Source organism: Acidimicrobiia bacterium, from assembly GCA_012959995.1.
Lineage (GTDB): Bacteria > Actinomycetota > Acidimicrobiia > Acidimicrobiales > MedAcidi-G1 > MedAcidi-G2B.
This window is the reverse complement of record DUCC01000015.1, coordinates 1-22713: the sequence shown is the minus strand read 5'-3', so window position 1 is coordinate 22713 and position 22713 is coordinate 1. Positions and strand designations below refer to the sequence as shown.

General features: G+C 54.7%; 24 protein-coding genes and 5 tRNA genes. 12 read left to right on the top strand and 17 right to left on the bottom strand.

The genetic code is table 11. From position 1 onward, the window contains the following. Window positions 1-152: 152 nt before the first annotated feature. The 3 genes from EYQ49_04680 to EYQ49_04670 are packed head-to-tail and all read right to left on the bottom strand — an operon-like array spanning window position 153 to window position 4233. On the bottom strand, window positions 153-1406 hold the full coding sequence (locus tag EYQ49_04680) for a branched-chain amino acid ABC transporter permease (protein ID HIG25172.1): 1254 nt from the start codon (window positions 1404-1406) through the stop codon (window positions 153-155). Continuing rightward, window positions 1403-2377, bottom strand: a complete 975-nt coding sequence (locus tag EYQ49_04675) for a branched-chain amino acid ABC transporter permease (protein HIG25171.1) — start codon at window positions 2375-2377, stop codon at window positions 1403-1405. The genes EYQ49_04680 and EYQ49_04675 overlap by 4 nt, the downstream gene beginning before the upstream one ends. Continuing rightward, window positions 2374-4233, bottom strand: coding sequence for a long-chain fatty acid--CoA ligase (locus EYQ49_04670; GenBank protein ID HIG25170.1), 1860 nt, complete (start codon window positions 4231-4233; stop codon window positions 2374-2376). The genes EYQ49_04675 and EYQ49_04670 overlap by 4 nt, the downstream gene beginning before the upstream one ends. A 162-nt stretch (window positions 4234-4395) precedes the next feature. Between EYQ49_04670 and xseA the strand changes: the two genes are divergently transcribed. The 3 genes from xseA to EYQ49_04655 are packed head-to-tail and all read left to right on the top strand — an operon-like array spanning window position 4396 to window position 6673. Further along, complete coding sequence (gene xseA / locus EYQ49_04665; GenBank protein ID HIG25169.1) at window positions 4396-5658, top strand: exodeoxyribonuclease VII large subunit; 1263 nt, start codon at window positions 4396-4398, stop codon at window positions 5656-5658. Next, window positions 5655-5876: an exodeoxyribonuclease VII small subunit gene (gene xseB, locus EYQ49_04660; protein ID HIG25168.1), complete on the top strand. Its 222-nt coding sequence runs from the start codon at window positions 5655-5657 to the stop codon at window positions 5874-5876. Before xseA ends, xseB begins: the two co-directional genes overlap by 4 nt. Further along, window positions 5876-6673 (top strand): hypothetical protein, encoded by a 798-nt coding sequence (locus EYQ49_04655; GenBank protein ID HIG25167.1) that lies wholly within the window; start codon window positions 5876-5878, stop codon window positions 6671-6673. Before xseB ends, EYQ49_04655 begins: the two co-directional genes overlap by 1 nt. Window positions 6674-6676: 3 nt before the next feature. Here the strand turns inward: EYQ49_04655 and EYQ49_04650 are convergent, their stop codons facing one another. Next, a complete protein-coding gene (locus EYQ49_04650; protein HIG25166.1) occupies window positions 6677-7072 on the bottom strand; it encodes a nuclear transport factor 2 family protein in 396 nt (131 codons plus the stop codon). Between the two features lie 95 nt (window positions 7073-7167). Here EYQ49_04650 and EYQ49_04645 point away from each other — a divergent pair. Further along, window positions 7168-7244: transfer RNA gene (locus EYQ49_04645), tRNA-Ala, on the top strand. A 74-nt stretch (window positions 7245-7318) separates the two neighbouring features. Here the strand turns inward: EYQ49_04645 and EYQ49_04640 are convergent. After that, entirely contained in the window at window positions 7319-8350 is a 1032-nt protein-coding gene (locus EYQ49_04640; GenBank protein HIG25165.1) for a histone deacetylase family protein, read from the bottom strand. Window positions 8351-8388: 38 nt separating this feature from the next. Here EYQ49_04640 and EYQ49_04635 point away from each other — a divergent pair, with 38 nt between their 5' ends. Continuing rightward, window positions 8389-8637: a hypothetical protein gene (locus tag EYQ49_04635; protein ID HIG25164.1), complete on the top strand. Its 249-nt coding sequence runs from the start codon at window positions 8389-8391 to the stop codon at window positions 8635-8637. A gap of 101 nt (window positions 8638-8738) precedes the next feature. Here EYQ49_04635 and EYQ49_04630 read toward each other — a convergent pair whose 3' ends face one another. Then, entirely contained in the window at window positions 8739-9011 is a 273-nt protein-coding gene (locus tag EYQ49_04630; GenBank protein HIG25163.1) for a hypothetical protein, read from the bottom strand. A 71-nt stretch (window positions 9012-9082) separates the two neighbouring features. Here EYQ49_04630 and EYQ49_04625 point away from each other — a divergent pair, with 71 nt between their 5' ends. Continuing rightward, complete coding sequence (locus EYQ49_04625; GenBank protein HIG25162.1) at window positions 9083-9661, top strand: aminodeoxychorismate/anthranilate synthase component II; 579 nt, start codon at window positions 9083-9085, stop codon at window positions 9659-9661. Window positions 9662-9665: 4 nt separating this feature from the next. On the opposite strand, the gene pknB is transcribed toward EYQ49_04625, so the two are convergent. The 6 genes from pknB to EYQ49_04595 are packed head-to-tail and all read right to left on the bottom strand — an operon-like array spanning window position 9666 to window position 16734. Beyond that, entirely contained in the window at window positions 9666-11588 is a 1923-nt protein-coding gene (gene pknB, locus EYQ49_04620; protein ID HIG25161.1) for a Stk1 family PASTA domain-containing Ser/Thr kinase, read from the bottom strand. A gap of 53 nt (window positions 11589-11641) precedes the next feature. Beyond that, on the bottom strand, window positions 11642-13165 hold the full coding sequence (locus tag EYQ49_04615; GenBank protein ID HIG25160.1) for a penicillin-binding protein 2: 1524 nt from the start codon (window positions 13163-13165) through the stop codon (window positions 11642-11644). Next, window positions 13162-14502, bottom strand: coding sequence for an FtsW/RodA/SpoVE family cell cycle protein (locus EYQ49_04610; protein ID HIG25159.1), 1341 nt, complete (start codon window positions 14500-14502; stop codon window positions 13162-13164). The genes EYQ49_04615 and EYQ49_04610 overlap by 4 nt, the downstream gene beginning before the upstream one ends. Continuing rightward, the gene (locus tag EYQ49_04605; GenBank protein ID HIG25158.1) at window positions 14499-15668 is read right to left on the bottom strand and encodes a Stp1/IreP family PP2C-type Ser/Thr phosphatase; all 1170 of its coding nucleotides are present in this window, start codon (window positions 15666-15668) and stop codon (window positions 14499-14501) included. Before EYQ49_04605 ends, EYQ49_04610 begins: the two co-directional genes overlap by 4 nt. After that, window positions 15665-16081 carry an FHA domain-containing protein gene (locus EYQ49_04600; GenBank protein HIG25157.1) on the bottom strand — a complete coding sequence of 139 codons (417 nt, stop codon included), beginning with the start codon at window positions 16079-16081 and terminating at the stop codon, window positions 15665-15667. Before EYQ49_04600 ends, EYQ49_04605 begins: the two co-directional genes overlap by 4 nt. Beyond that, window positions 16078-16734: a DUF2662 domain-containing protein gene (locus tag EYQ49_04595; protein ID HIG25156.1), complete on the bottom strand. Its 657-nt coding sequence runs from the start codon at window positions 16732-16734 to the stop codon at window positions 16078-16080. Before EYQ49_04595 ends, EYQ49_04600 begins: the two co-directional genes overlap by 4 nt. Window positions 16735-16824: 90 nt before the next feature. Here EYQ49_04595 and EYQ49_04590 point away from each other — a divergent pair. After that, window positions 16825-16911: transfer RNA gene (locus tag EYQ49_04590), tRNA-Leu, on the top strand. Window positions 16912-16941: 30 nt separating this feature from the next. Here EYQ49_04590 and EYQ49_04585 read toward each other — a convergent pair. Genes EYQ49_04585 through larB form a run of 4 tightly spaced genes read right to left on the bottom strand, consistent with a single transcriptional unit; the run spans window position 16942 to window position 20518 of the window. Continuing rightward, window positions 16942-17883: an oxidoreductase gene (locus EYQ49_04585; GenBank protein HIG25155.1), complete on the bottom strand. Its 942-nt coding sequence runs from the start codon at window positions 17881-17883 to the stop codon at window positions 16942-16944. Between the two features lie 24 nt (window positions 17884-17907). Next, a complete protein-coding gene (locus EYQ49_04580) occupies window positions 17908-18624 on the bottom strand; it encodes an MBL fold metallo-hydrolase (protein ID HIG25154.1) in 717 nt (238 codons plus the stop codon). Further along, window positions 18621-19775: a nickel pincer cofactor biosynthesis protein LarC gene (larC, locus tag EYQ49_04575; GenBank protein HIG25153.1), complete on the bottom strand. Its 1155-nt coding sequence runs from the start codon at window positions 19773-19775 to the stop codon at window positions 18621-18623. Before larC ends, EYQ49_04580 begins: the two co-directional genes overlap by 4 nt. Beyond that, window positions 19772-20518 carry a nickel pincer cofactor biosynthesis protein LarB gene (gene larB, locus EYQ49_04570; protein HIG25152.1) on the bottom strand — a complete coding sequence of 249 codons (747 nt, stop codon included), beginning with the start codon at window positions 20516-20518 and terminating at the stop codon, window positions 19772-19774. The genes larC and larB overlap by 4 nt, the downstream gene beginning before the upstream one ends. On the opposite strand from larB, the gene pheA reads away from it, so the two are divergent. Further along, window positions 20400-21494, top strand: a complete 1095-nt coding sequence (pheA, locus tag EYQ49_04565; GenBank protein ID HIG25151.1) for a prephenate dehydratase — start codon at window positions 20400-20402, stop codon at window positions 21492-21494. The genes larB and pheA overlap by 119 nt on opposite strands. Before the next feature lie 16 nt (window positions 21495-21510). Here the strand turns inward: pheA and EYQ49_04560 are convergent. Continuing rightward, window positions 21511-21598: transfer RNA gene (locus EYQ49_04560), tRNA-Ser, on the bottom strand. Between the two features lie 59 nt (window positions 21599-21657). On the opposite strand from EYQ49_04560, the gene EYQ49_04555 reads away from it, so the two are divergent. The 4 genes from EYQ49_04555 to EYQ49_04540 all read left to right on the top strand — a co-directional run. After that, window positions 21658-21751 (top strand) — tRNA-Ser (locus EYQ49_04555). A gap of 52 nt (window positions 21752-21803) precedes the next feature. Continuing rightward, a tRNA-Arg gene (locus EYQ49_04550) sits at window positions 21804-21880 on the top strand. Window positions 21881-22092: 212 nt separating this feature from the next. Continuing rightward, window positions 22093-22287, top strand: a complete 195-nt coding sequence (locus EYQ49_04545; protein ID HIG25150.1) for a DNA-binding protein — start codon at window positions 22093-22095, stop codon at window positions 22285-22287. After that, on the top strand, window positions 22230-22713 hold a 484-nt coding region (locus EYQ49_04540), incomplete at its 3' end, for a hypothetical protein (GenBank protein ID HIG25149.1). The genes EYQ49_04545 and EYQ49_04540, both read left to right, overlap by 58 nt.

Genomic DNA, 22713 nt, shown 5'->3' with positions numbered 1-22713 from the left:
CTGTTGGCGTTTCTTCGTCACTACCGCAAGCGGTAGCGATAACCGTGAAGGCCAGCATGATTGCTAGCAACTTCCTCACGTTTTTCATTTTTTTCCCCTCTCATTGGGAGTATTGCTCAGGCCTGAAAGCCAGAGTTCTTGTTTGCGGCAGATCAGTAACTGAACGGCCAGCCTTTCCAATAATTACGAATCTTTATCCAAATGCCATAAAGCCCGAGCGGCTCAAACAACATGAAGACCACGATAAGTAGACCATAAATAACCTCATCTAGTGCGCTGGCCGGCAAGGGGTAACCCAATGCTGATTCGCTTAAGGTAATAAAACCAAAGTCGCCGTTTTCTACAGAAATAAGGCCATCCCAAAGAGCAGCAAAGATCCCTTCGCCTTCCGCTTGGCGACTGGCCCATTTCACTACTTCTTCAACCAAGCGATGCGACATAACCACAAAGAACGTGCCGTAAAGCACCCCAGAAACCCGACCCATGCCACCAATTAACAAAATGGCCACAAACTCAACCGAAAGAATCAAGTCCCAAAACTCGGGTGGCATCTGTCCCACCATGGAAGCCAATAGTGCCCCGGCTACGCCGGCATAAAACGATGAGATAGCAAAAGCGATGGTCTTGTATTTAGCCTCGGGCACGCCCATGATTTCGGCAGCCACGTCACGGTCTCGAATAGCGGCCAACGCCCGGCCGGTACGAGTACGCCCAATGTTGGCCGCTGCTAAAGCAAACAGCACTGTTAAACCCAACAACAAAAGATACGTTTTTTGGTTGCGGCTTATATCAAACCAAAACCAATGCCCTTTATCAGAAAAATCAATAAGGGGGGTTTCTTCTTTCCAAATACGGAACTGCAGTTTGGGCCACTTACGCCCCAAAGACCCTGGTCCGGCAATTTCAGTAAAAACACGCGACAGATGCAAGCCGATGAAGACCAGGCCGAGCGTCACGATGGCCAAATAAAGACCACGGACTCGTACCGCAGCCGGAGCCACCAGAATACCTACCCCAGCGGCGACAGCCCCAGCGGCCGGAAGCCACAGCCACATGGGAAGACCCCAACCCCAAAGAGAAGACGTGTTAGCCCCGCCCATAAGTACTGCGGTGTAAGCCCCAACCCCCATGAAAAATCCGTGGCCCAGAGAAACTTGACCCGCCACCCCGGAAAGAATATTTAAACCCAAAGCCGAGATACAAAAAATCAGCATGCGATTCACTACCCGAAGCCAGGTGTTGTCCCCAAGAAAGCGAACAAAAGGAATCTTGTCAATTACCGGCAAATCGAAAGGCATGAGTACCAGCACCACAAGAAACAACACGATGGCCACTTTTTGCGTACGGGTGGAAAAAAGTTGCGTCTCGTCCTGATAGGAGGTGTAAAGATTCGGGCGGCCTTTCATACGCGGCGCACCTCCTCAGTACCAAACAAGCCGTACGGCTTAATAAGCAAAGCAATAAGCATCACCACGTAGGGCACAACTTGTTGATAGCCGACTCCTAAAACCCCCACATAGCCAGAAAGGTACTGACCAGCGAAGATTTCCATAAAACCAATCAGCAAACCACCCACCAGGGCCCCAATGACTGAATCCAAACCGCCCACAATCACCGCAGGGAGGGCACGGAAAGCAAAGAACGCTCCTTCACGGCTGGCCGTACCGGCCGCCGCCCAAGGGGACATAGAAGAAAAAATCCCTGCCATGGCAGCCAAAGCCGCACCAGCAGCCCAAGCAATAGCAAAAATGCGTCCCACGTTAATGCCCTGCGCTAAAGCTGCTTCTTGATCAAAAGCGGTGGCGCGCATAGCCACCCCAGTGCGGGTTTTAAGAAAACGCCAAGTAATAAGGAAAACAATTGCTGTGGCCACAATGGCCGAAATGTATGACCAAGAGACTACGGCCTCACCGATTTTGAAGGTTTGGATTCCCCACGGAACCCCCAAGATACGAGGTGTCAGGCTCACCGCATCAGAAGCCACCACACGAATCGCTACCTCTAACCCAAGGGTGATGACTGCCATAGAGAAAATCGGTTCGCCAATCATGCGCCGAATAGCCAATCGTTCAATAATCAAACCAAATACTGCGGTAGCGGCCATAGCCAGCAGCAACGCAATAACCCAGTGCACGTAATTGGGGCCCGGCAACCATCGGCCCGGGACATCCCAGTCAATGAAAATAATGGACAAGAACCAGGTTCCAGTCAAGGCGATTGCCCCTTGGGCAAAGTTTACTGTTTGGGTGGCTTTGAAGATAAGTACAAAGCCCAAAGCCAACATGGCGTAAAGCGAACCTAAGGCCATGGCCTTAAAAAATGTCTGCACAAAGGTATCTACAGTAGAAAGAGCAAACAGCATCGGTAAAGAACTCATTGATACATCGATTCCACTAAATCGCCGAACGCCTCGTTCATGGCCGACCGCTTAATTTTTTGCGTGGCCGTCAACTCGCCGTCCTCGTGGTCTAGTTCTTTAGGAATCATACGAAACTTTCGGATGCTCTCTACTCGGGCAAATTTTTCATTGGTTTCATTTACTACCTCTTGAATTAACTCCAGCACTTCAGGTTTTTCTGAAAGATCCCGGTAGGTGGTGTACGGAATGTTCTTCCGCAACGCCCAGTTGCCCACCGTGTCTAACTCAATGCCAATCAGTGCGGAAAGAAACTTGCGGCCATCACCAATAACCATGGCTTCTTTAACGTAGATAGAAGCCTTAAGGCTGTTTTCAATTTCTGAAGGCGAAATGTTTTTTCCGCCCGAAGTAATAATGATGTGTTTAATACGATCAACGATGCGTACGTGGGTTCCATCTACCCACTCGCCAACATCGCCGGTCATAAGCCAACCATCTTCGGTAAAAGTACCGGCGGTTTGTTCTGGTTTATTCCAGTAGCCAACAAAAACTGCAGGATGTTTAGTTTGGATTTCACCGGTTTCTTCATCAATGCGAAAACCAATATCGTTATACGGTTCACCCACCGTGCCCAGCTTGGCTCGACCAGGCACATTCGTAGTGGCCACCGCTGAGTTTTCAGTCATGCCATAGAGCTCATATACTGGCACCCCGATGCCAATAAAAAACTCCAATACTTCAGGAGCAATGGGCGCCGCACCAGAACCGGCATGCCAACACCGACGCAGACCAATACGTTCCAACATGGGGCGAAAAATTAGTGGGTAGCCAAGAAGGTTCAGCAACCAACTTTTCATGGTGTGGCTTCCGCCGTTAGCTACTTTTTCTTTGCCAATGACTTCCGCCAGTTTTAGGCCGAACTTCAGCCAAGCGCGTTTAAAAGGCGAAGCGTCGGAGGCTCGAATGAGCACCCCAGCGTGAAGTTTTTCCCAAATGCGCGGGACGGCAAAGAAAAGCGAAGGTTGGATCTCTCGCAAGTTAAGGGTCACTGTTTCGATGGATTCAGCGAAATTTAAAGTAACCCCCACTCCCACCATGTGCCAGGTAGAGAAAATTCGTTCTGCTACGTGACAAAGTGGTAAATAGGTAAGCACTGAATCTTTATTGCTGGGCTCGCGTTTACCTCGCAAACCGTTAGCTCCGGTCAAACGGGTTAAGGCAAAGGCCACATTAGCGTTGGTCAACATGACCCCCTTCGGTGGGCCGGTAGTACCCGAGGTGTAGACCAAGGTCATGACATCGTCGGGTTGAGCGGCGGCCATACAATTTTCAACTGCTGCGGCATTTTCTTGCCGGTGTTGACGACCCAGTTTGAGAAAATCTTCCCAATAGAGCAAGCGCTCATCGGTATAAGAGTGCAGGCCTCGGGGCTCGGTGTAAAGAATGTGAGTAAGGTCGGGTAGGTCGTTGGGGCTTATTTCTAAGACTCGGTCAACTTGTTCTTGGTCTTCGGCAAAGTGAACACGTACCCCAGCATCGGTGAGCAAATACTCCACTTCGGTTGCCGGGTTAGTTGGGTAAAGGCCAACGGTGATCCCGCGAATGGCCACCGCAGCAAGGTCAAGAATCACCCATTCGGGGCGGTCTTCGGACTGAATAGAAACTCGATCACCAGTTCCGACGCCAAGAGCCAACAAGCCGTGGGCGGCATCCATGATGATGTCCCAAGTTTTTTCCCAAGTGAATTCTTGCCAAATACCGAAGTCTTTTTCGCGCATAGCGATGGCTTGAGGGGTGCGCTGTGCCCATCCGCGAGCCAACGAAGCCACCGTTTCTGCTACTTCGCCGTCTTGTGTTTGTGCTTGTTCGTTCATGGTTGCAACCATGTTTGCCTGTACGCCCTCTCTAGGTGCCCGAAGTCACAGAGTATAGACATTATTTGGAACCAACTCAATTCCAGAACCAAAATAATAAAAACTTTTACATTCCCGTAACAAATGGCTATTTAGAAAACCTGCGCTCACTAAAATAGCGGCATGGCCGTCGACGAAGAGCTCCCGATACTTACCACCACCGAGTTAGGAAACTTGCTTAAAAATGGTCTGCGCACAATGTTTCCTGAACAAGTTTGGGTTGAAGGCCAAATAACCGGTTTACGCATTCCTCGAGCTGGCCACGTCTATTTTGATTTAATCGACCCACCGGAAGAGCCCGGGCAACCGGCGCCAGCAAAATTTAGCGTGGCCATGTGGCGCGGCACCCGCGCCACAGTAGAAAAAGTTTTAGCCGAAGCCGGCAACCTGGCTTTAGAAAACGACCTTCAGGTACGTATTTTGGTCAAACTCGATTTTTATGTACCCCATGGCCGGTTGCAACTAATCATGGAAGGCATCGACCCAAGCTTTACTTTGGGGAAACTCGCCGCCGACCGGGATCGCCTGCTCCGTGCCTTGGCCGACGAAGGCCTCATTGATCAAAACCGCAACGTATTTTTAGCCAACCCTCCTTTACGGGTTGGTTTGGTAACCAGCATTGGTTCGGCCGCCCATGCGGACTTTGTAACAGAACTCGAAAACAGTGGTTTTGGTTTTAATCTGTTGGTTTGCGATACCCGGGTGCAAGGCGAAGGGGCCGCCGAACAAGTGGCCCACAATTTACAAGTGGTGGCTAGCCATAAACCTGATGTGGTGGCTCTGGTGCGGGGCGGTGGTTCTGCCGCCGACCTTTTAGTTTTTGACAACGAGTTAGTGGCGCGAACTATTGCTGCTTTACCGGTACCGGTTTTTACGGGGATCGGGCACGAAATTGATCAGAGTGTGGCCGACCTGGTAGCGCACAAATCCTTTAAAACACCTACCGCTTGTGCGGGGGCTTTGGTTGATGCGGTGCGCCTCTACGACGACCTGCTTACCGGGTTACGTGCCGCACTAGGCGAACGAGTTCATGTAGTTCTTGATTATGCACAACAACGGCAAGACCATCTTTCTCAACGCATTACTCAGTCGGCAAGCCACGCCATCAATCGTCAAGCCGACCGTTTAAAAAACTTATGTCAGAGGTTGGTGGTTACTGCGCCGCAGCGTCTTGATCGCTGCCACGACCAACTCGAAACTCAAGCTTTACAGTTGCGAGCCCTCGACCCGGCGCGGGTGTTGGCTCGCGGATGGTCAATTACCCGTACCGTTGATGGGCGTTTAATTACCCAAATAGACGATGTTTCTGCCGCCGATGAACTCATCACCACCCTCGCTGACGGTACGGTCAGTTCTACTGTTACCGCCAAGGAGGCTTCATCATGAGTAGCGTCGACAAAATTATTGAAGGTTTGGGATACGACGAAGCACTCGCTGAGTTGCGGAGCATTCTGGAAGCCCTTGATGGTGAAGCGGTAGACGTTGACAAATTGGCATCCCAGGTAGAGCGAGCAGATCTTTTGATTCACCATTGCCGGAGCCGCATAGATGCCGCTCGGTTACAGGTTGAACAAGTCGTTGAAGCCTTGGTTGAGGAAGACTGATGTTTATTCGCAAGCTTTCGTCGACCACTGCTTTTGTGGCCGTTGATCTCGCTGACTGCCCTGGCCATGGAGTGGCGCGATCGGCGCCCAAAATTTTACAAGGCGGGGCTAAAGATCTCGCAAGGTCAGTGACCTATACCTTGGCTTGTTTGGAACGCCAAGAAACCGGCATCTCGGCCGGCATTAGCGCCCCAAAAGAAACCAAAAATGAAGCGATCAAACATTTTGCCGCTGAACTTGCCGGCTGGGACGCTGGTTATTCTTTGACCGCCGGCAAAGGGGTCAGCGGTGATGCCGTTGCTTCTACTGACCATGGCGCAGTTTGGCAAAGCGTGGTAGCCGCCGCACAAGTGGTTTGCCCAGACGCCACTACGGCAGTTACCGACTTGCCTGCCCCCACTGATTTAGTGGCGGCCCTAGCCGGTACCGGTATTTCTTTAGTGGCTAGCGAGAAACCCTTTGAGACAGCAGCAGACATTTTGTTTGTCGGATCCAAAATGCGGGTGCTGGACCATGACATGGGAGATCAGTTAAAAGTAAAGGCCGTGGTACCGGTTACCCGTTTGGCCTTAACCACTCGAGGGTTAGCGCGCTGCACTAGTCGAGGAGTGGTGGTAGCGCCAGATTTTATTTCGGCCGCCGGCGCACTTTTAGGTGCTGAAGTGGCAGCCACTACCCGCACCCTTTTAACGGACCTTGTTGATCACCCGGCGGGCCCGGTAATGGGTGCTTGTTTGCAGGCCGAAAAGTTTTTACAAACCTGGCAAGAGTCTTTACCCTTTGGGCGCCCTCTCTAAGGGTTAAAAAGATCGCCCATTTTGATTAGCGATAACGCCCGGCAGGTAAGCCAAAATACGGCCGTCGCCTACCGTTAACACGCCGTAGACCTGACGCACCACACCGTCGAGACTCACCATGGTGGCTTCATACCGTACAACATCACCATCTTCGGCAAAATGGTCGGTTGACACCAACACGCTGGGGCCTTCGGTGGCAAGGCACTGGGTAAACCATTCGCCAATAGCTCGGTGACCGCGAGAGGTGCCTTCGAAGGTCACTATCTCGGCTTCTGGGGAGAAGAGTTCAAGCAAGGGCTCAATTTGACCGTGTTCATAACGACCCATGAAGCGTTCAAAAAGCAAACGCCCGGCCGAGGCAGTGAGAGTTGGTGACGAGGTACTAATTGTGGTGTTCATGTTAAATAACGCTAACTACACCAAAAATAATGTTTGTGGAAAGGTGACCCGATTCACCGGTGACTCGTGTCACGAACCTCTAGCCTGTAGAGGTCGGGGCTGTAGCTCAGTTGGCTAGAGCACCTGCTTTGCAAGCAGGGGGTCGTGGGTTCGATTCCCATCAGCTCCACAAAGGGTGGTCAGTATTTTTGCTGGTCACCCTTTTCGTAACCCGTGAGGGGGGACTGTCCCCACCTCACGAACTTTTTAGAAGTTGAGGTGACCGAGGAGAACATTGACCGTGTTGGTGCCTATTTCTTCTACGGCGTAACCGCCCTCCATGACATACAAGGTGGGCAGACCTGAAGCAGCAATGCGTTGGCCGATGCGCAGATAGTCCGGGGTGTCTAGTTTAAAAAAACTAATCGGGTCATCTTTAAAGGTGTCCACCCCCAACGAAACCACCAACGCATCCGGTCGGTAGTCGACAATGGCTTGACACCCAACCTCCAGAGCCGCCGCCCATTGGGCAAACTCGGTGCCGCTCGGTAAAGGCAAATTTAAGTTGGCGCCTTCTCCTGGGCCTTGACCGGTTTCATCGGCGTAACCCAAAAAGTAAGGAAATGCCTCGGCCGGGTCGCCATGTAGTGAAACAAACAACACTTCAGGCCGATTATAGAAAATGCTTTGGGTTCCGTTGCCGTGGTGGAAGTCCACATCGAGCACCGCCACCCGTTGCGCCCCGTCGTTTAAAAACCCTTGGGCGGCGATGGCGGCGTTATTTAAAAAACAGTACCCCCCAAATTGGTTTGCTGAAGCATGGTGGCCCGGTGGCCGGCACAAAGCAAAAGCATTATTAGCACCAGCAGAAACTCGCCGTTGTGCCGTCTGGGCCAACGAGGCTGCTGCTTCTACCGCCGACCACGTGCCGGGAGTGATTGAGGTTTCGGCCGCCAAAGCATAAAAACCTAATTGACCATCAATGTCCGCCGGGACCTTGTCGTTACGCAGCCCTCTTACCGGAAACATGGTAGGGATGGCCTCGCCGGTATGCCCAGCCGCTAACCAGTTCGCCCAAAAGTTTTGTAAAAACTGTACGTAATCCGCCTCGTGTACCCCGTGCACCGCAGCAAAATCTAAAACATCAGGGCCAGAGCGGTGAGTGAACCCGGCCGCATCAAGCGCCGCCACAATATGGTCCCAACGCTCCGGGCACTCAAACGGCCGAATCAGTTGGCCCTCGTAAACCTCCCCTTGAGGAAAGTGCGTCTCATGGTCAGTGCTGTAGATGACTTCCATAGCGGCACCCTAGACAAAGAAACCCCTAGGCTACGAATGTGTCACAAATTGTTATCGCCATATTGGTCGCTGGGGCCCTAATTTGGGTGGGTTTTATTATTTTAAAAATGTTGGCTACCCCGCCACCCGAACCACCACCCGCCGGAGAGCTCCGCAAAGTAAAACTGCAATATCGTTGCAGCCTCTGCGGCACCGAAGTGCGCATGACCACCGCCAACAACGAAACCCCTGACCCTCCTCGTCACTGCATGGACGAGATGGATCTTTTAGTCATCGAAGAGCTCTAAGTTTTTCTCACCCTCCGCGCGAAGTTATCCACAGGTTGGGGATGAACCTGTGGGAAATCACACGCGTGTGACTTGCCCACTAAAAATACTAAAAGCACAGGTCAGCGATACTGTGTAGAGGTAAGAATCCCGCCCAAAATCCCGCCCAAGCCCAGCATCAGATAACCGTTGCTGGTGCCGCCCGGCAACCACGCCACGTAGTTAAAGAAAATAACCAACATGCCTAAGCCCAAAAAGCTAAACATGAGCACCGGTACCCAAGTTGGGGACGAAGAATCGCTCTCCGGCGTAGGCGCCTGGTAACGAGAACCCGACGGCCTTCCCTTTGGAGTAACTCGGCCACCTTCAACACGACGTTTCTGCGGTTTGTTCATAACCCTGAGGATAGGCCGCTCAACTAATATCAACGACGGATCAGTGCCCACTTTTGGCTAGCGTGGCTGCCGTGGCCACAAAAGTCTTAGTTATTGACAATTACGATTCTTTCGTATACAACTTGGTGCAGTACCTCGGCGAGTTAGGGGCCGAACCGCTTGTTCACCGCCACGATGCCCTCACCCTCGACCAGGTAGAAGCGCTCAACATCGATGCAGTACTTATTAGCCCCGGGCCAGGTCGCCCCGAAGACGCCGGCATCTCTACTTCGGTCATCCAATGGGCCGCCGGACGAGTACCACTGCTCGGGGTTTGCCTAGGCCATCAAGCCATCGGTGCCGCATGGGGTGGACAAGTAGTGCGCGCCCCAGAAATCATGCACGGTAAAACTTCGTTTATTGAGCACCAAGAAAAAGGGGTATTCGCTGGGCTACCTTCCCCATTAGAAGCCACCCGCTACCACTCGCTCATTGTGGATCGAGACACCTTGCCCGACGAATTAGAAATCACCGCCACCAGCAGCGACGGCCTCATCATGGGTTTACGGCATAAAGAACACGCCATCGAAGGGGTGCAATTTCACCCCGAATCAATCCTCACTGAATCTGGCCATCAACTATTGGCCAACTTTTTAGCGCAGGTCAACTAACTCTTTACGGGGCCGGCTCTTCTGGCGGTGTGGTTTCTTCTGGCGGCTCGCCTTGGCGGCCCACGCTAATCACCACAAACGATTCCGGCGGAACCTCTACACCAGCAGCCGGAGACTGGCTCATAACCCGGCCATCGTTCACGCTGCCGTATTCCACATCAACAAAGTTGATAGACACCGAGAAACGCAAACCGATTAACAAGTCGTTGGCGGCCCCTACTTCTAAAGCCACCACCGAAGGTACAGAAACTGGGGACGGGCCATCAGATACCACGATTTCTACTGTGCCCCCGGGTGCCAACTCCGCACCGGCTGATGGGGTGGTGCGCAACACCAAGCCCGCTTCTACCGTTTCGCTGTTTTCTTGCACGGTGGTTGCTCGCCAACCCAACTGGGTCACGATGTTCATGGCGTCAATAGCCGGGCGGTTTTCTAAGTTGGGTACCGTTTCTACCGCCGGACCCGAAGAGACATACAGGGTGATCGTTTCACCAGCCGCCACTTCAGCACCGGCTTGGGGGTTTTGTTCAATTATTTCTCCCGCTAACACCACCGGATCTTCGGTGTCTACGAGTTCAACCAGCAGCCCCATTGATTCCAAATCTCGTTGGGCATCAACCGCCGCATCGCCGACCACGTTTAGTAACACCATCGGACCAGTGCCTTGACTTACCCAAAGTTGCACTATGTCATCGGCTTCGAGTTTGGTACCTGCTTCTGGGTCTTGATCAAACACCGTGTTGGCCGGGAAATCACTGTTCGATTCGAGTTCCATTTGCACACTTAACCCGGCATCGCTGAGCATCGTGCGGGCTTCTTCTAGTGAGGTTCCAAGCAGCGTCGGCACCTCAATTAAGCCGGCTACCGGGTCGTCGCCACCATCGCTACCAACCCCAAGCGTGTCAACAAAAGCCACCATCAAGTAACCCAACAAGCCAAGCAGCGCCGCGAAACTCACGGCAAACAACAACGTGCGCAACCAACCATCGTCACGACGGGTGCGGTGACCTTTACCAAAATCGGCTTCCTTTTGTTGCCCGGTACCAGAAGACTGGCCACCCACCCCAACTGGTGCTGCCGGACGCAAATCGTGGGCTCCCTCGCTGTAACGACGCAAGTCGCTCCGCAGGTCTTCGGCCGTGGGGTACCGGTTCACCGGGTTTTTAGCCAGCAACTTCATGGTGATGGCTTCTAGCGAAGCGGCCACCGAAGCGCCAGATTTACGCAAAGACTGCGGGGCATCTTGCACATGTTGGTAGGCCACCGCTACCGGGGTATCGCCAGTGAACGGAGGGCGCCCTAACAACATTTCGTAAAGCACCACGCCTAAGGCATACAGGTCGCTCCGGGGGTCTACTTGATGGCCTTGGGCTTGTTCAGGAGAAAAATACGTTGCGGTACCCATGACCGTGCCCGCCTGGGTCAAGTCGCTTTGCCCAGACACCATGGCAGTAGCGATACCAAAGTCAGTCACCTTGACCTGCCCATTGGGGGCCACCAGCACGTTGCCGGGTTTCACATCACGATGAATCAGCCCATTGCGGTGAGCAAAACCCAAAGCAGCCGCAATATCGGTAGCTACCTCGGCGGCCCGGTCGGGGTGCAGGGGGCCTTCGCTTTGTAGAATCTCGGCCAAACTCCGGCCCTCTACGTATTCCATAACAATGAAGTAGGTGCCGGCTTGTTCGCCCCAGTCGTAAACGCTGACAATATTAGGGTGGTTTAAGTTGGCGGCCGCTTGGGCTTCTCGACGAAAGCGTTCGACAAAGTTGGCGTCGCCAGAAAACTCGTCAAAAAGCACCTTGACGGCCACCGGGCGGTCCAGTAACAAGTCACGCGCTAAATAGACCTCGGCCATGCCCCCGCGAGCAATTTGGCGATGAAGTTCGTAGCGGTCGTTGTAGACCGTGGGCGCCTGTTCAGACATAGACCAAGATTCTACCTTCCTCGCGGCGATTGCTGGAGGCAGGGTGGCCAGTTTTACTCAGAAATGTTAAATAGTTCAAGCAGCACCTCTCTCGCTATTGGTGCAGCAACCCGTCCCCCGGTTTGTTCTCCGGCTTCTTGGTCGGCGGCCACGAACACGGCAAAAGCCACCGCAGGGGCTTGGTTGGGTAAACCGGCAAACCCGACCAGCCAAGCATGGGTAGCGATTTGTCCGGCCGCTACTTGGGCGGTGCCGGTTTTGGCGCCTATGACCAGACCGTCAATATCTAAGCGTCGGGCTGTGCCTTCGGCCACCACGCCTCGCATGCCTTCGGCTACCAGAGCAGCGGTGGCGGGTTCCATTGCTTCAAGCCAGGGGCCGCTTTCGGGGCGAGAGATTACCTGGCCAGATTGGTCGCGTATTTCATCGACCAAGCGAGGCCGCGGTACGTTTCCGTTGTTGGCTACCGCGGCCGCTACCAAAGCCATTTGCAACGGGGTGGCCGCTACTTCGTATTGGCCAATGGAAGCTTGGGCCAACAAGGGGGTGTCTTCAACCACCGGAATCAACGTGTCTTGGCCAGTTTCGTCGGTGACCATAGAAAGCACTTTGCCAAAATCGTCGGGAAAGTTTGAGGCCGCTACCGGCAGGTCAAAGGGCAGGCTTTGGTTAAACCCAAAGCCTTCAGCAATAGCCACCATGGCGTAAGGGCCTACGTATTCGGCCCCGATTTGGGCAAAAGCAGTGTTGCAAGAGGCCCGCATGTTTTCGCGTAAATCCCCGCCGCAGGTGCTGCCGCCATAGTTGGTGATAGCCCGGTTAGTTAACGGTGGCACATAGCCGTCGGTTTCGTTAAGCAACGGTAGGTCCAACGTAAAGCCCGCAGTTTCTACCGCTGCGGTGGCGGTTACTACTTTAAAAGTGGATCCCGGAGCAAAGATTTCTCCGGTGGCTCGCGGCAACAACGGGTTGGTGGGGTCGGCCAACAAGACCGACCGAGCTTCGTTGGCGGCCGTGGTGTCTACCGACGACAACGGGTTGGGGTCGTAACTGGGTGAACTCCAAAGAGCCAACACATTGCCGGTAGCAGGATCAAGCATCACCACCGCTCCTTCACGGTCCCCTAATGCGGTGGCTGCTGCTTGTTGCAGTGCATGATTTATGGTCAGCACCACATCTGCTGTTTCGGGGTCGGCGGCAAACAAGTCGTAAAGCGGGTCGGCGCGTTGTTCAGCAGTGCGGCCACCGAGCACTTCGTCGTAGGTGGATTCAAGGCCGGCTACCCCCGAGGTAAACGAGTGGTAACCCGTCAGGTGGGCGTACAAAACCCCATGCGGGTAGTGGCGTTGTCGATCAAAACGGCTGCTCTCAGTGGAAAGCGACTCGGCGACCACCACCCCGTCAGCGGTGGCTATTCGTCCCCGGGGCGCCCCAAATGCTTCGATCGCTACCCGAGCGTTGGTGGGGTCTTCAACCAATCGTTGGGCTCCATAAACCTGCACTCGGTTGAGTTGAGCGAACAACAATAAATACCCCAACAATAAGCCGAGACCTAAGCGGCGGATGCGCACGTTCATGACGTAACCTGCTCATTTTGTGCCGGTGCGGTAGTTGTTTGTAAGGCCACCCGGTCACTAAGACGCAGCAGCAAAGCCACCAAAATGTAGTTGGCCAGCAGCGACGAGCCGCCGTAAGAAATAAAAGGCAAAGTCACTCCGGTGAGGGGCAACAAACGCACTATCCCACCCATAATGACCAAAGCTTGGAGACCCATAAGCGTGGTGAGCCCTACGGCCAGCAACTTGTTAAACGGGTTGATGGATTGCACGGCAATACGTAACCCGCCGCCAATCAACAATATGAACGAACCCACCACCAAGGTGGTCCCCATTAAACCCATTTCTTCACCAATGGCGGCAAAAATAAAGTCTGTTTCTACTTCGGGTATGCGGTTGGGTTCGCCGGCGCCCGGGCCAGTGCCGGTTAACCCGCCGGTAGCCATAGCCAACGCTGCTTCAACCAGTTGATACCCCGACCCGGAACGCGTAGCCCATGGGTCGAACCAAATATCTACACGGTCCTGCACGTGGGCAAAGATGCGCCAGGCCACCACTGCTCCAGATACAAACAGACCGCCGCCAATTATTAAAAAGGCCGGGCGTTCGGTGGCTACCCACAACAACACTACAAACAGGGCGTAATACAGCAGGCTGGACCCTAAGTCTTTTTCTGCCACCAGTACCAGCAGCGAAACCCCCCAAGCCGCCAGCACCGGCGCTAAGTGCCGTCCGTCGGGGATTTCAAATCGGCCGATGCGACGATTCCCGACTTGCAATAGTTCTCGATTTTCCACCAAGTAAGCGGCTAAAAAAATCGCTAAGGCTAAGCGAGCAAACTCCCCGGGTTGCAAATTAATGGGGCCAATGGAAGCCCAAATACGCGCCCCATTTATTTCGCGTCCCACCACGGGCAACATGGGCAGCATGAGCAACCCAATACCAATGAGCCCAAAGGTGTAGCGGTGGGCGGCGAGGTCTCGGGGGCGACGCACAATTATTAAGGTGGCCACAAAGGCTCCGACCCCTAAAGCCGTCCAGGTGGTTTGCAAAGCCGGAAGCTCATCAGCGATACCAGATTCGTGAGAAAGCCGAATAATAAATACTTGCCCCAAACCGTTTAAAAAAACTACGACCGGCAAAATTATTGGGTCGGCGTGAGGAGCAAACCTTCGTACCGCAAGGTGGGCCACTACCCCGAGGGCCAAAACCAGTAACAAAAAAGACCCTAAATCTGCGGGCAGCGAAGCCGAACGGCCGAGCCCCGCTAAAGCGTAAAGCAACGCTGTGGTGAGGCCCGCTAATGCAATGAGACCTAGCTCGGTGCGGCGACGCTGGGTAGCCAGTGCGCTGGTCATCCGCCAGAACGCTCGTTGAGGCGTTCCATAACTTCACGGGCCGCCGTTAAGGAGTCTGCTTCTATGGCGGCTGCTACGAGATCTTGGTCGTGTTCGCTGAGTTCAGCCACGGATACCCCGCCAGAAACTGCAAGGCGTGGTTCGAACCACAACAAGCCATCGGGCCGTCCTTGAAAAACCGAGACGCGTCCTTCGTGTTGGCCCACAAACCATCCACTTTGGGCGTAATACCAGATGGACCCAAAAACGACGCCGGCCAGCACCAGCAGAGTGGCAAAAAATACACTCACCCGCCAGGTAACTATTTTTCGCCGCTTTTTCGGCAAAGCAGGCACCACACTTTGTATTTTGGTGTGTGCTTCGCTGGTGGCGACCTTGGCCGTTTCGGGGGCTTCAGTTACATCCACCACTAGTACGGTGACGTTGTCGTGGCCCCCGGCGGCAACCGCTGCCCCGGTTAAGGCATCAGCGGCATCTTGAGGTTCTTCAAAATTAAGCAACGCATCGGTAATCGTTCGGTGGTCAAGTTCGTTAAACAACCCGTCGCTACATAACAAAAATCGGTCGCCGGCTACCGGGGCGAGTTCCCAAGTGTCTACGGCCAAGTTGACCTCTATGCCCAAGGCTCGGGTTAAAACATTTCGTTGCGGGTGCCGAGCCGCTTCGGTGGCGGAAAGTTCCCCGGCCCGCACCAAGTCGGCCACCAGGCTGTGATCTTCGCTTACTTGGCTAAGCGCTCCCGCCGTTAGGCGATACACCCGACTATCTCCTACGTTGGCCACAGCCAAAATTGGGGCGCCGTCTTGACTGGTGGCGGCAACGATGGCACACAGGGTGGTGCCCATGCCACGGAGGTCTGGGTTGGTGGCCGCTCGTTTAATAACCTCGTGGTTGGCGACCGTTACTGCGTTTTCTAGCCCGCTTCGACTGCGACGCTCCGCGGCTTTTCTTCCTCGGCTCGGTTCGCTAAAAAGTTTAACCACCGTGGTGGCCGCTACTTCTGAAGCGACTTCGCCGCCGGAATGCCCTCCCATTCCGTCGGTCAAAACAAAAACCCCGTCGGTGACGGCGTAAGCGTCTTGGTTGTTGGCTCGTACTTTGCCTTGGTGGGTGGCGCCTCCACTGCGCAAGGTTATTTTTTGCCAAGACTCAAGTCGCCGGTTCATGTCAACTCCAGCACCGTGTCACCAACTTGGAGTTGATCACCCAACCGCATCACCATGGGGGCCGATACTCGTTGTCGATTCACGTAGGTGCCGTTGGTGGAACCCAAATCTTCGACCACTATTTGGTCGGCTCGTTGAAATACCCGAGCATGCATTTGAGAAACAAAATCGTCATCAACGGTGATGGTGCATCCGGCGGCTCGACCCAAAGTTATTTCGTCAGCCAAGTCGTAACTGCGACCGGCGTTTTGTTTAGGTGCGGTTATGACCAAGCGTTGGCTGCTGTTTAGGGAAACCGTTGTGGTTTTAGGGGCTCTGGTTTCTACCCATACGGCTCGTAGCACGCGAAAAAAGAACAGGTAACAAAGGCCCAGCAGGCAAAGCCGCAAAATGGTTAAAAGTTCGTCGCTCACGAAGCGTCAAAACGCAGCACGGTGGTGCCGATTCGTATTTCGTCGCCGTCGTTGAGTTGCCGTTCAACAATGCGATGATCGCCTATCCATGTTCCGTTGGTGGAACCTTTATCTATTAAGTGCACCCCGTCGCTGCGGCGATGAATTTCTGCGTGGTCGCGGCTGGCTGCTTTTTCCATCAAAATAATGGTTGATTCTGGGTTGCGGCCCAGGGTGGTTATTTGTTCGGTGAGGTCTCGGCGTTGACCAGCAGTATTGACTAATGATCCGGCGGCTCCGGCGGTGTCTTCACGCATTATGGCTACTACGTCAATGGTGCCGGTACGCCGCTGGTCGTCGGTGATGAGGTCTACCTCTACTGGGCCGGCGAAGCGGTACCCCTCGTCTTGGGCGTGTTGGCGCACTGCTTCGGTGAGTTCTCGTTTGAGGGTGCGGTCAATTTCTTCAAACCGTTGGGCATCGGGAGGGCTGAGGTGCACGGTGAAATGGTTGGGAACCACCACCTTGCCGTCTACGCCAACCGACCGATGGGCTTCGAGCACCCGCACTAAGCGGCGGCCTACTTCTACGGGCCGTAACCCGCTTTTAAAAAGCCGCGCAAAGGTCCCTTCGACCATTGCTTCGAGCCGACGCTCCACCCGGTGCCTTGTCATAGGGGCGACCCTACCCGCTGAGGGTTGCTGGGTTGTGGCGCGTGAGGTCGCACCACGGCCCGAAACGGTTACGCTTTTGGCTTGTTACTCGCGCGAGTGGCGGAATTGGCAGACGCGCAGGATTCAGGTTCCTGTGTCCGCAAGGACGTGAGGGTTCAAGTCCCTCCTCGCGCACCACTCGGCTGGCTTTTAACTAAAGCCAGCCGTTTAGGCGTTTACGTCAACAACGAGGCGGCCCCGTACTTGGCCGGCCAAGATTTTTTCGGTGGCGGTAAATACTTGATCGAGGCCAATGGTTTCGGTCATAGAAGCCAAATGGTCGAGGTCGAGGTCGGTGGCTAAACGAGCCCACGCTTCGAGGCGGCGCGGCCGAGGCACGGTTACCGAATGCACGCCGCGCAGGGTCACGCCCCGCAAAATAAAGGCCGCTACGCATCCTTCTGGTTGTATGGCGGCCAGCACGTTGGCCAACGTGTGGCTACCTACGGCATCTACGGCGCCCGCCCAACGAGTGCGCACCATAGGGCGACCACCAGATTCTGAGAGTTCGGCTCGGTCTACTATTTGGGTAGCGCCGAGGGCTTTGAGATAGTCGGCTTCTTCGGGGCGCCCGGTAGAAGCATGCACTTCGTAGCCCAACCCAGCTAGCAAAGAAATGGCTGTGGAACCTACCCCGCCCGAAGCTCCGGTAACCAGTACCGGGCCAGATTCTGGGGTGACCGCGTGTTCTTCTAAAGCCAGCACGCACAACATGGCGGTGTAACCGGCGGTGCCGATGGCCATAGCTTGGGCCGTGGTGAAACCTTCGGGCACCGGCACGGTCATGTCGGCATTTATGCGAGCCCGTTGGGCGTACCCACCCCAGTGGTCTTCGCCGAGTCCCCAGCCGTTTACCAGCACTCGTTCGCCTACCGAAACCAACGGGTTGGTGGTTTCGGCCACCGTGCCGGCCAGGTCAATGCCGGGCACCATGGGCCAGTTGCGCACGATGGGCGAAGCGTCTTGAATGGCGAGGCCGTCTTTGAAGTTGACGGTGGAGTATTCCACGTCAACCAGCACGTCACCTTCGGGCAAATCATCGATGGAGAGTTCGGTTAATTCAGCCGAAAACCCGTCATCATTTTTGTTGACCAAGATGGCGTTAAACATGTTTTTCCTTTTTGATGGTGGTGCTTATTGACCGAACATAGCGAGCCATTGTTCTTCGCTGGTGGGGGCGAAAACGAAGTTATTTTGTCGCGTGTCGCCCAGGGAAGCCGAAGGGGCCGGCGAATACCGGTGGCCGGGAAACAACACGGCGCTGTCGGGTACTTTGCCTAAGCGTTGGGTGAGGCTTTGGTAAAGTTGTGCCGGGTCGCCGCCGGGCAGGTCGGTGCGGCCGCATCCTTCTAAAAACAGCGTGTCGCCGGCCACCAAACGGTTGTCAACCAAAAAGCATTGGCTGCCCGGAGTGTGACCGGGAGTGTGGATCAGTTCAATATCAATACCGCCCACCGTTACCAGATCACCACTGGTGTGTTCCACCACGTCGGTGGGGCCTACCCCGGTGACTTTGCGAATGAACTCGGCTTCTTTGGCTTGGGCGTGAATGGGCACCGATACCTGCTCTAAGAGTTCTTTGGCTCCAATAATGTCGTAGCCCATCATGGAACCGCCCACGTGGTCGGGGTGGTAGTGGGTGGCCAGCACACCGGTACAGCGCATGTCGTCTTCGGCCAGAATGTCTAGGATTCCAGTGATGTCGTAGGCCGGGTCCACGATGACTGCTTCGCCGGTTGATCGATCACCGATGAGGTAAACAAAGTTGACCATTTGTTGCGCCAACGGGTCGTCTTGAGCAAAGTCTTTACCAGAAAGCAGTTGGCGAAAATAAAGAGTGGTGTCGGTCATGAACGCCACGCTGTTTCGGCTCGGGCTACGACTTCGCGCAGCGGTAATCCGAGTTGTTTGGCGGCTCGGGCCGCATCGTCGTGCTCAATTTTGGCGCGTCCGGCAGTGACTTTCACGGCAATAGTGTGGCCTTCGACTTCCACGGTGTCCATTTGGCGGGCTGCGGTCCAGCGTTCTAGGGTTTGGCCACGTACCCCCAGCGACCCAGTTTCAGTGGTTAACACTGCGGCTAAGGCTGCGCTTTGGGTGGGGTCGCAAAGCGCACTTACCACATGGGCCGGGCGGCCTTTTTTGCCCACAATGGGGGTGATCCAAGCGTCATGTGCGCCTGCTTCAAGGCAGCAAGTAATGGTGTGGGCCAGGGTTTCGCCGGTGGCGTCATCCACGTTGACTTCTAGCAAAGTAACCGGATGGCCGGGGGTGGTGACTTCGGCGGTTGTGCCCACAATTACTTGCGTCATGTTGGGGCGGCCTTCAAGGTCACGGTCGCCAGCACCGAATCCGCTGGCTTCTATTTGCATGGCCGGCATAGGGCCCCAACCGGTGGCGTTGGCTACTAGTAAGGCGGCCCCCGTGGGGGTGGTGAGTTCAAAAGGCACTTCGGTGCCGCGGGTGGGTACCCCGGCCAGTAACCCGACGGTGGCCGGGGCAGGGACGGGGATTTCTCCGTGGGCAGCCTGGGTGGTGCCGGTGCCGGTGGTTATGGCCGAGGCCCAGATTTCATCTATGTCGAGTACTTCTAAGGCGGCGCAAGTGCCGACAATGTCAATAATGCTGTCAATGGCTCCTACCTCGTGAAAATGCACTTGTTCGGGGGGTTGGTTGTGCATGCGGCCTTCTACCTCAGCTAACGCCCAAAAGGTAGCGAGCGCTCGTTGGGTCACCCGAGAAGGCAGTTGGGCTTTTTCAATCATGGCGGCAATGTCGGTAGCGGTGCGGTGCACGTGGGTTTCGTGGGCCACTACTCGGGCTTTGATGCCGGCTAATCCACCGCGTAACACGGGTTCGAAGGTAAGTTCCCAATCGGCTAAATCCAGTTGGTTCAACATGGCCAGCACTGCGCCGCTGTCGGCCCCGGCGTCGATCAGAGATCCGAGGGCCATGTCGCCGGCGATGCCAGAAAAACAGTGGAACCAAGCGCAGCGGGTCATGAGGTAGCCGACCCTAACTGGCGCATGACCGCACACCCCGCACCGAAACCGTTGTCTATTCCGGTGACCGTTATACCCGAAGCACACGAAGCCAACATGCCCAACAAAGCGGTGACCCCTTCGAGTGAAGCGCCGTAACCGACGCTGGTGGGCACAGCCACTACCGGGGCGCTGGTAAGACCACCCACCACGCTGGCTAAGGCGCCTTCCATGCCGGCGACCACTACCACGGCGTCCGCGGTTTGGAGGGGTTCGAGTTCGCCGAGCAAACGGTGTAAGCCAGCTACCCCGATGTCGGTGAGGCGAAGGGCGTCAACCCCGTGGGCCCACAACACGGCCGCACATTCGTCGGCTACCAAAAGGTCGGCCGTGCCGGCGGTAGCGACCACTACTTTTTCGGGTCGTGAAGCAGCGGGCCGCCACACCACGGTTTGGTTGATCACGGTGCCGGTGTTATCTACGGCGAGGGCGGCCGTGCGTTGGGCTTTGTCGGCTCGGGTTAAAACCACGGGGCCGTGGCCGTTGGTTAAAAGTTCAGTAATTACTGCGGCGGTGTCTTCGGGGGTTTTGCCTGGCCCAAACACGGCTTCGGGTAGCCCTTGGCGTAAAGATCGGTGGTGGTCAATGCGTGCAACGCCTATATCTGCGAAGGGCAATGCACGTAAACGCGTCACGGCTTCGTCGGGGGCTATTGCCCCGGAAGCCACTTCGGCGAGTAATTGTTGCAGGTCTGCGACGTCCACCTCACTATCCTTACCTATTGTGAACAACAACGCACCCTCCGACACCCCAGTTCTTTCTTTCTTAGGACCGCAAGGCACCTTTACTGATCAGGCTTTGCGCACCCAAGAAGACCTAAAAGAAATGAGCCTCACCCCTACGGTTTCTATTTCTGAAGCTTTACAACGGGTTAACGATGGCCGAGCCGACTTGGGTTTTGTGGCTATCGAGAATTCCATTGAGGGCAGCGTCAACATCACTCAAGACACCTTGACTTTTGACACCGATTTGTTGATCCAACGTGAGGTGGTTATTTCAGTACAAATGAACCTGCTGGTGCGCCCTGGCACCAAGATTGCTGACATCACCGAGGTGGTGTCGTTTCCTCATGCCACTGCGCAGTGCCGCGGGTGGTTGGCGGAGAACTTGCCGCAAGCCAAACATCAGGCCGCCAACTCCACCGCTGATGCAGCCCGCCAGTTGGCGGAAAGCGGAGAGCCGCATACCGCAGCTATTGGTACTGCTCGGGCCGCCGAGGTTTACGGGTTAGACATCTTGGCCAGCGCTATCGAAGACCACCACGAGAACCAAACCCGTTTCGTGTTGGTGGCCAAAGAGGGCATTCCAGCCCCTACTGGCCATGACAAAACTTCGCTGGTGGTGTTTCAACGTGCGGATCGTCCAGGGAGTTTGTTAGGTATTTTGCAGGAGTTTGCCGCCCGGGCTATCAACTTGACCCGGTTGGAGTCTCGCCCCACCAAACAGGGTTTAGGCGATTACTGCTTTTTGATGGATGTTGAAGGTCACGTGGCCGACGAGTTGGTAGCGGACTGTCTGCGTAACTTGCATATGAAACATGGCGAGGTCAAGTTTTTGGGTTCTTACCCGTCGGGTAGTGGTAACGGAAACGGTGACGCCGATTTGCGTAGTGCGGCCTCAACGGAGTCTGCCGCTGCTGACGTTTGGCTAGCTGAGGTGCGGGGTCAAATCCAAGGCTGATTTCTTTAAGCCTTGGTGGCGGAGGGAGGGGGATTCGAACCCCCGGAGCCGTGAGGCTCAATGGTTTTCAAGACCATCGCGATCGTCCACTCTGCCATCCCTCCATCTCTTAGCGTAGAGGTGTTCAACCTTGTGCCCACCGGCGATAGCCTCCTTATTTCATGGAGAGGTGGCCGAGTCCGGTCGAAGGCGCTCCCCTGCTAAGGGAGTAAGGACCTAACGGTTCTTCGTGGGTTCAAATCCCACCCTCTCCGCCACTTGTCACATGGGTGGGGGAGCCTCGCTTGAGGCTCCTACACTCAGGTGTCTGCGCTTGTAGCTCAATTGGATAGAGCATCTGATTACGGATCAGAAGGTTGGGGGTTCGAGTCCCTCCAAGCGCACCAAGTGTTTGTGCAGGTCAGAGCCTTCAACTGGTTTGATCACCCACCCGGGTTGTACGTCCCTGTCGTTTGTAGACAGCCACGCAGACAGCCACGGTAAATACTCAGAGCGTTTTCATTTACCGCGATTGTCACTTTCGTCGTTTAAGTTAAGAACCCAAGGAGAGCCAACTAACAAATACCGGTGTCCCACGGTTAAGACAGGTGCTCCTTCAATGAAGAACGTTCAACTTCATACCATTGACGAAACGGCTCAACTTCTGTCTGTTTCTCGATCGTCGGTTTACCGATTGATAAAGGCCAACGAGTTGCTCGTTGTCCACATCGGCTGTTCCGCTCGGATACCAAATAAATGCCTCGTGGATTATGTGGAACGGTTGACTCGTCAAGAACGTTTGGTTGCTCAATGAGTACCAAAAAGCGAGTTGATGGCGAAGGTTCTCTTTATCAACGCAAAGATGGCAAATGGGTTACTACCATTTCTCTGGGGTTTGATCATACGGGAAAACGTAAACGCCGGAGCCGTGTTTCCAACACCCGCAATGAAGCAGTAAGGAAGCTCCGAGCTTTACAAGCAGAGGCAGCCGAAGGCCCAGCGTTAGTTGATGAACACATCACTTTGACTAAATGGTGTCACCAATGGTGCGAAACTATTGCCCCGTTAACGGCTAAGGCTTCCACGGTTGCTGATTATCGGTGGACCCTAGATCACTATGTTCTCCCTCATATTGGGCACCTAAAAGTTCGAGCGTTAACGCCGCAGCATTGCGCACAGTTGCAACAAAAACTCCTTAACGCTGGTTTGTCTCCTAATACGGTGCGGCATGCTCGCCGGC

Coding starts and splice junctions, on each gene's coding strand:
- EYQ49_04680 (HIG25172.1), bottom strand. CDS start 1,406: ATGAAAGGCCGCCCGAATCTTTACACCTCCTATCAGGACGAGACGCAA.
- EYQ49_04675 (HIG25171.1), bottom strand. CDS start 2,377: ATGAGTTCTTTACCGATGCTGTTTGCTCTTTCTACTGTAGATACCTTT.
- EYQ49_04670 (HIG25170.1), bottom strand. CDS start 4,233: ATGAACGAACAAGCACAAACACAAGACGGCGAAGTAGCAGAAACGGTG.
- xseA (HIG25169.1), top strand. CDS start 4,396: ATGGCCGTCGACGAAGAGCTCCCGATACTTACCACCACCGAGTTAGGA.
- xseB (HIG25168.1), top strand. CDS start 5,655: ATGAGTAGCGTCGACAAAATTATTGAAGGTTTGGGATACGACGAAGCA.
- EYQ49_04655 (HIG25167.1), top strand. CDS start 5,876: ATGTTTATTCGCAAGCTTTCGTCGACCACTGCTTTTGTGGCCGTTGAT.
- EYQ49_04650 (HIG25166.1), bottom strand. CDS start 7,072: ATGAACACCACAATTAGTACCTCGTCACCAACTCTCACTGCCTCGGCC.
- EYQ49_04640 (HIG25165.1), bottom strand. CDS start 8,350: ATGGAAGTCATCTACAGCACTGACCATGAGACGCACTTTCCTCAAGGG.
- EYQ49_04630 (HIG25163.1), bottom strand. CDS start 9,011: ATGAACAAACCGCAGAAACGTCGTGTTGAAGGTGGCCGAGTTACTCCA.
- pknB (HIG25161.1), bottom strand. CDS start 11,588: ATGTCTGAACAGGCGCCCACGGTCTACAACGACCGCTACGAACTTCAT.
- EYQ49_04615 (HIG25160.1), bottom strand. CDS start 13,165: ATGAACGTGCGCATCCGCCGCTTAGGTCTCGGCTTATTGTTGGGGTAT.
- EYQ49_04610 (HIG25159.1), bottom strand. CDS start 14,502: ATGACCAGCGCACTGGCTACCCAGCGTCGCCGCACCGAGCTAGGTCTC.
- EYQ49_04605 (HIG25158.1), bottom strand. CDS start 15,668: ATGAACCGGCGACTTGAGTCTTGGCAAAAAATAACCTTGCGCAGTGGA.
- EYQ49_04595 (HIG25156.1), bottom strand. CDS start 16,734: ATGACAAGGCACCGGGTGGAGCGTCGGCTCGAAGCAATGGTCGAAGGG.
- EYQ49_04585 (HIG25155.1), bottom strand. CDS start 17,883: ATGTTTAACGCCATCTTGGTCAACAAAAATGATGACGGGTTTTCGGCT.
- EYQ49_04580 (HIG25154.1), bottom strand. CDS start 18,624: ATGACCGACACCACTCTTTATTTTCGCCAACTGCTTTCTGGTAAAGAC.
- larC (HIG25153.1), bottom strand. CDS start 19,775: ATGACCCGCTGCGCTTGGTTCCACTGTTTTTCTGGCATCGCCGGCGAC.
- pheA (HIG25151.1), top strand. CDS start 20,400: ATGCGTGCAACGCCTATATCTGCGAAGGGCAATGCACGTAAACGCGTC.
- EYQ49_04545 (HIG25150.1), top strand. CDS start 22,093: ATGAAGAACGTTCAACTTCATACCATTGACGAAACGGCTCAACTTCTG.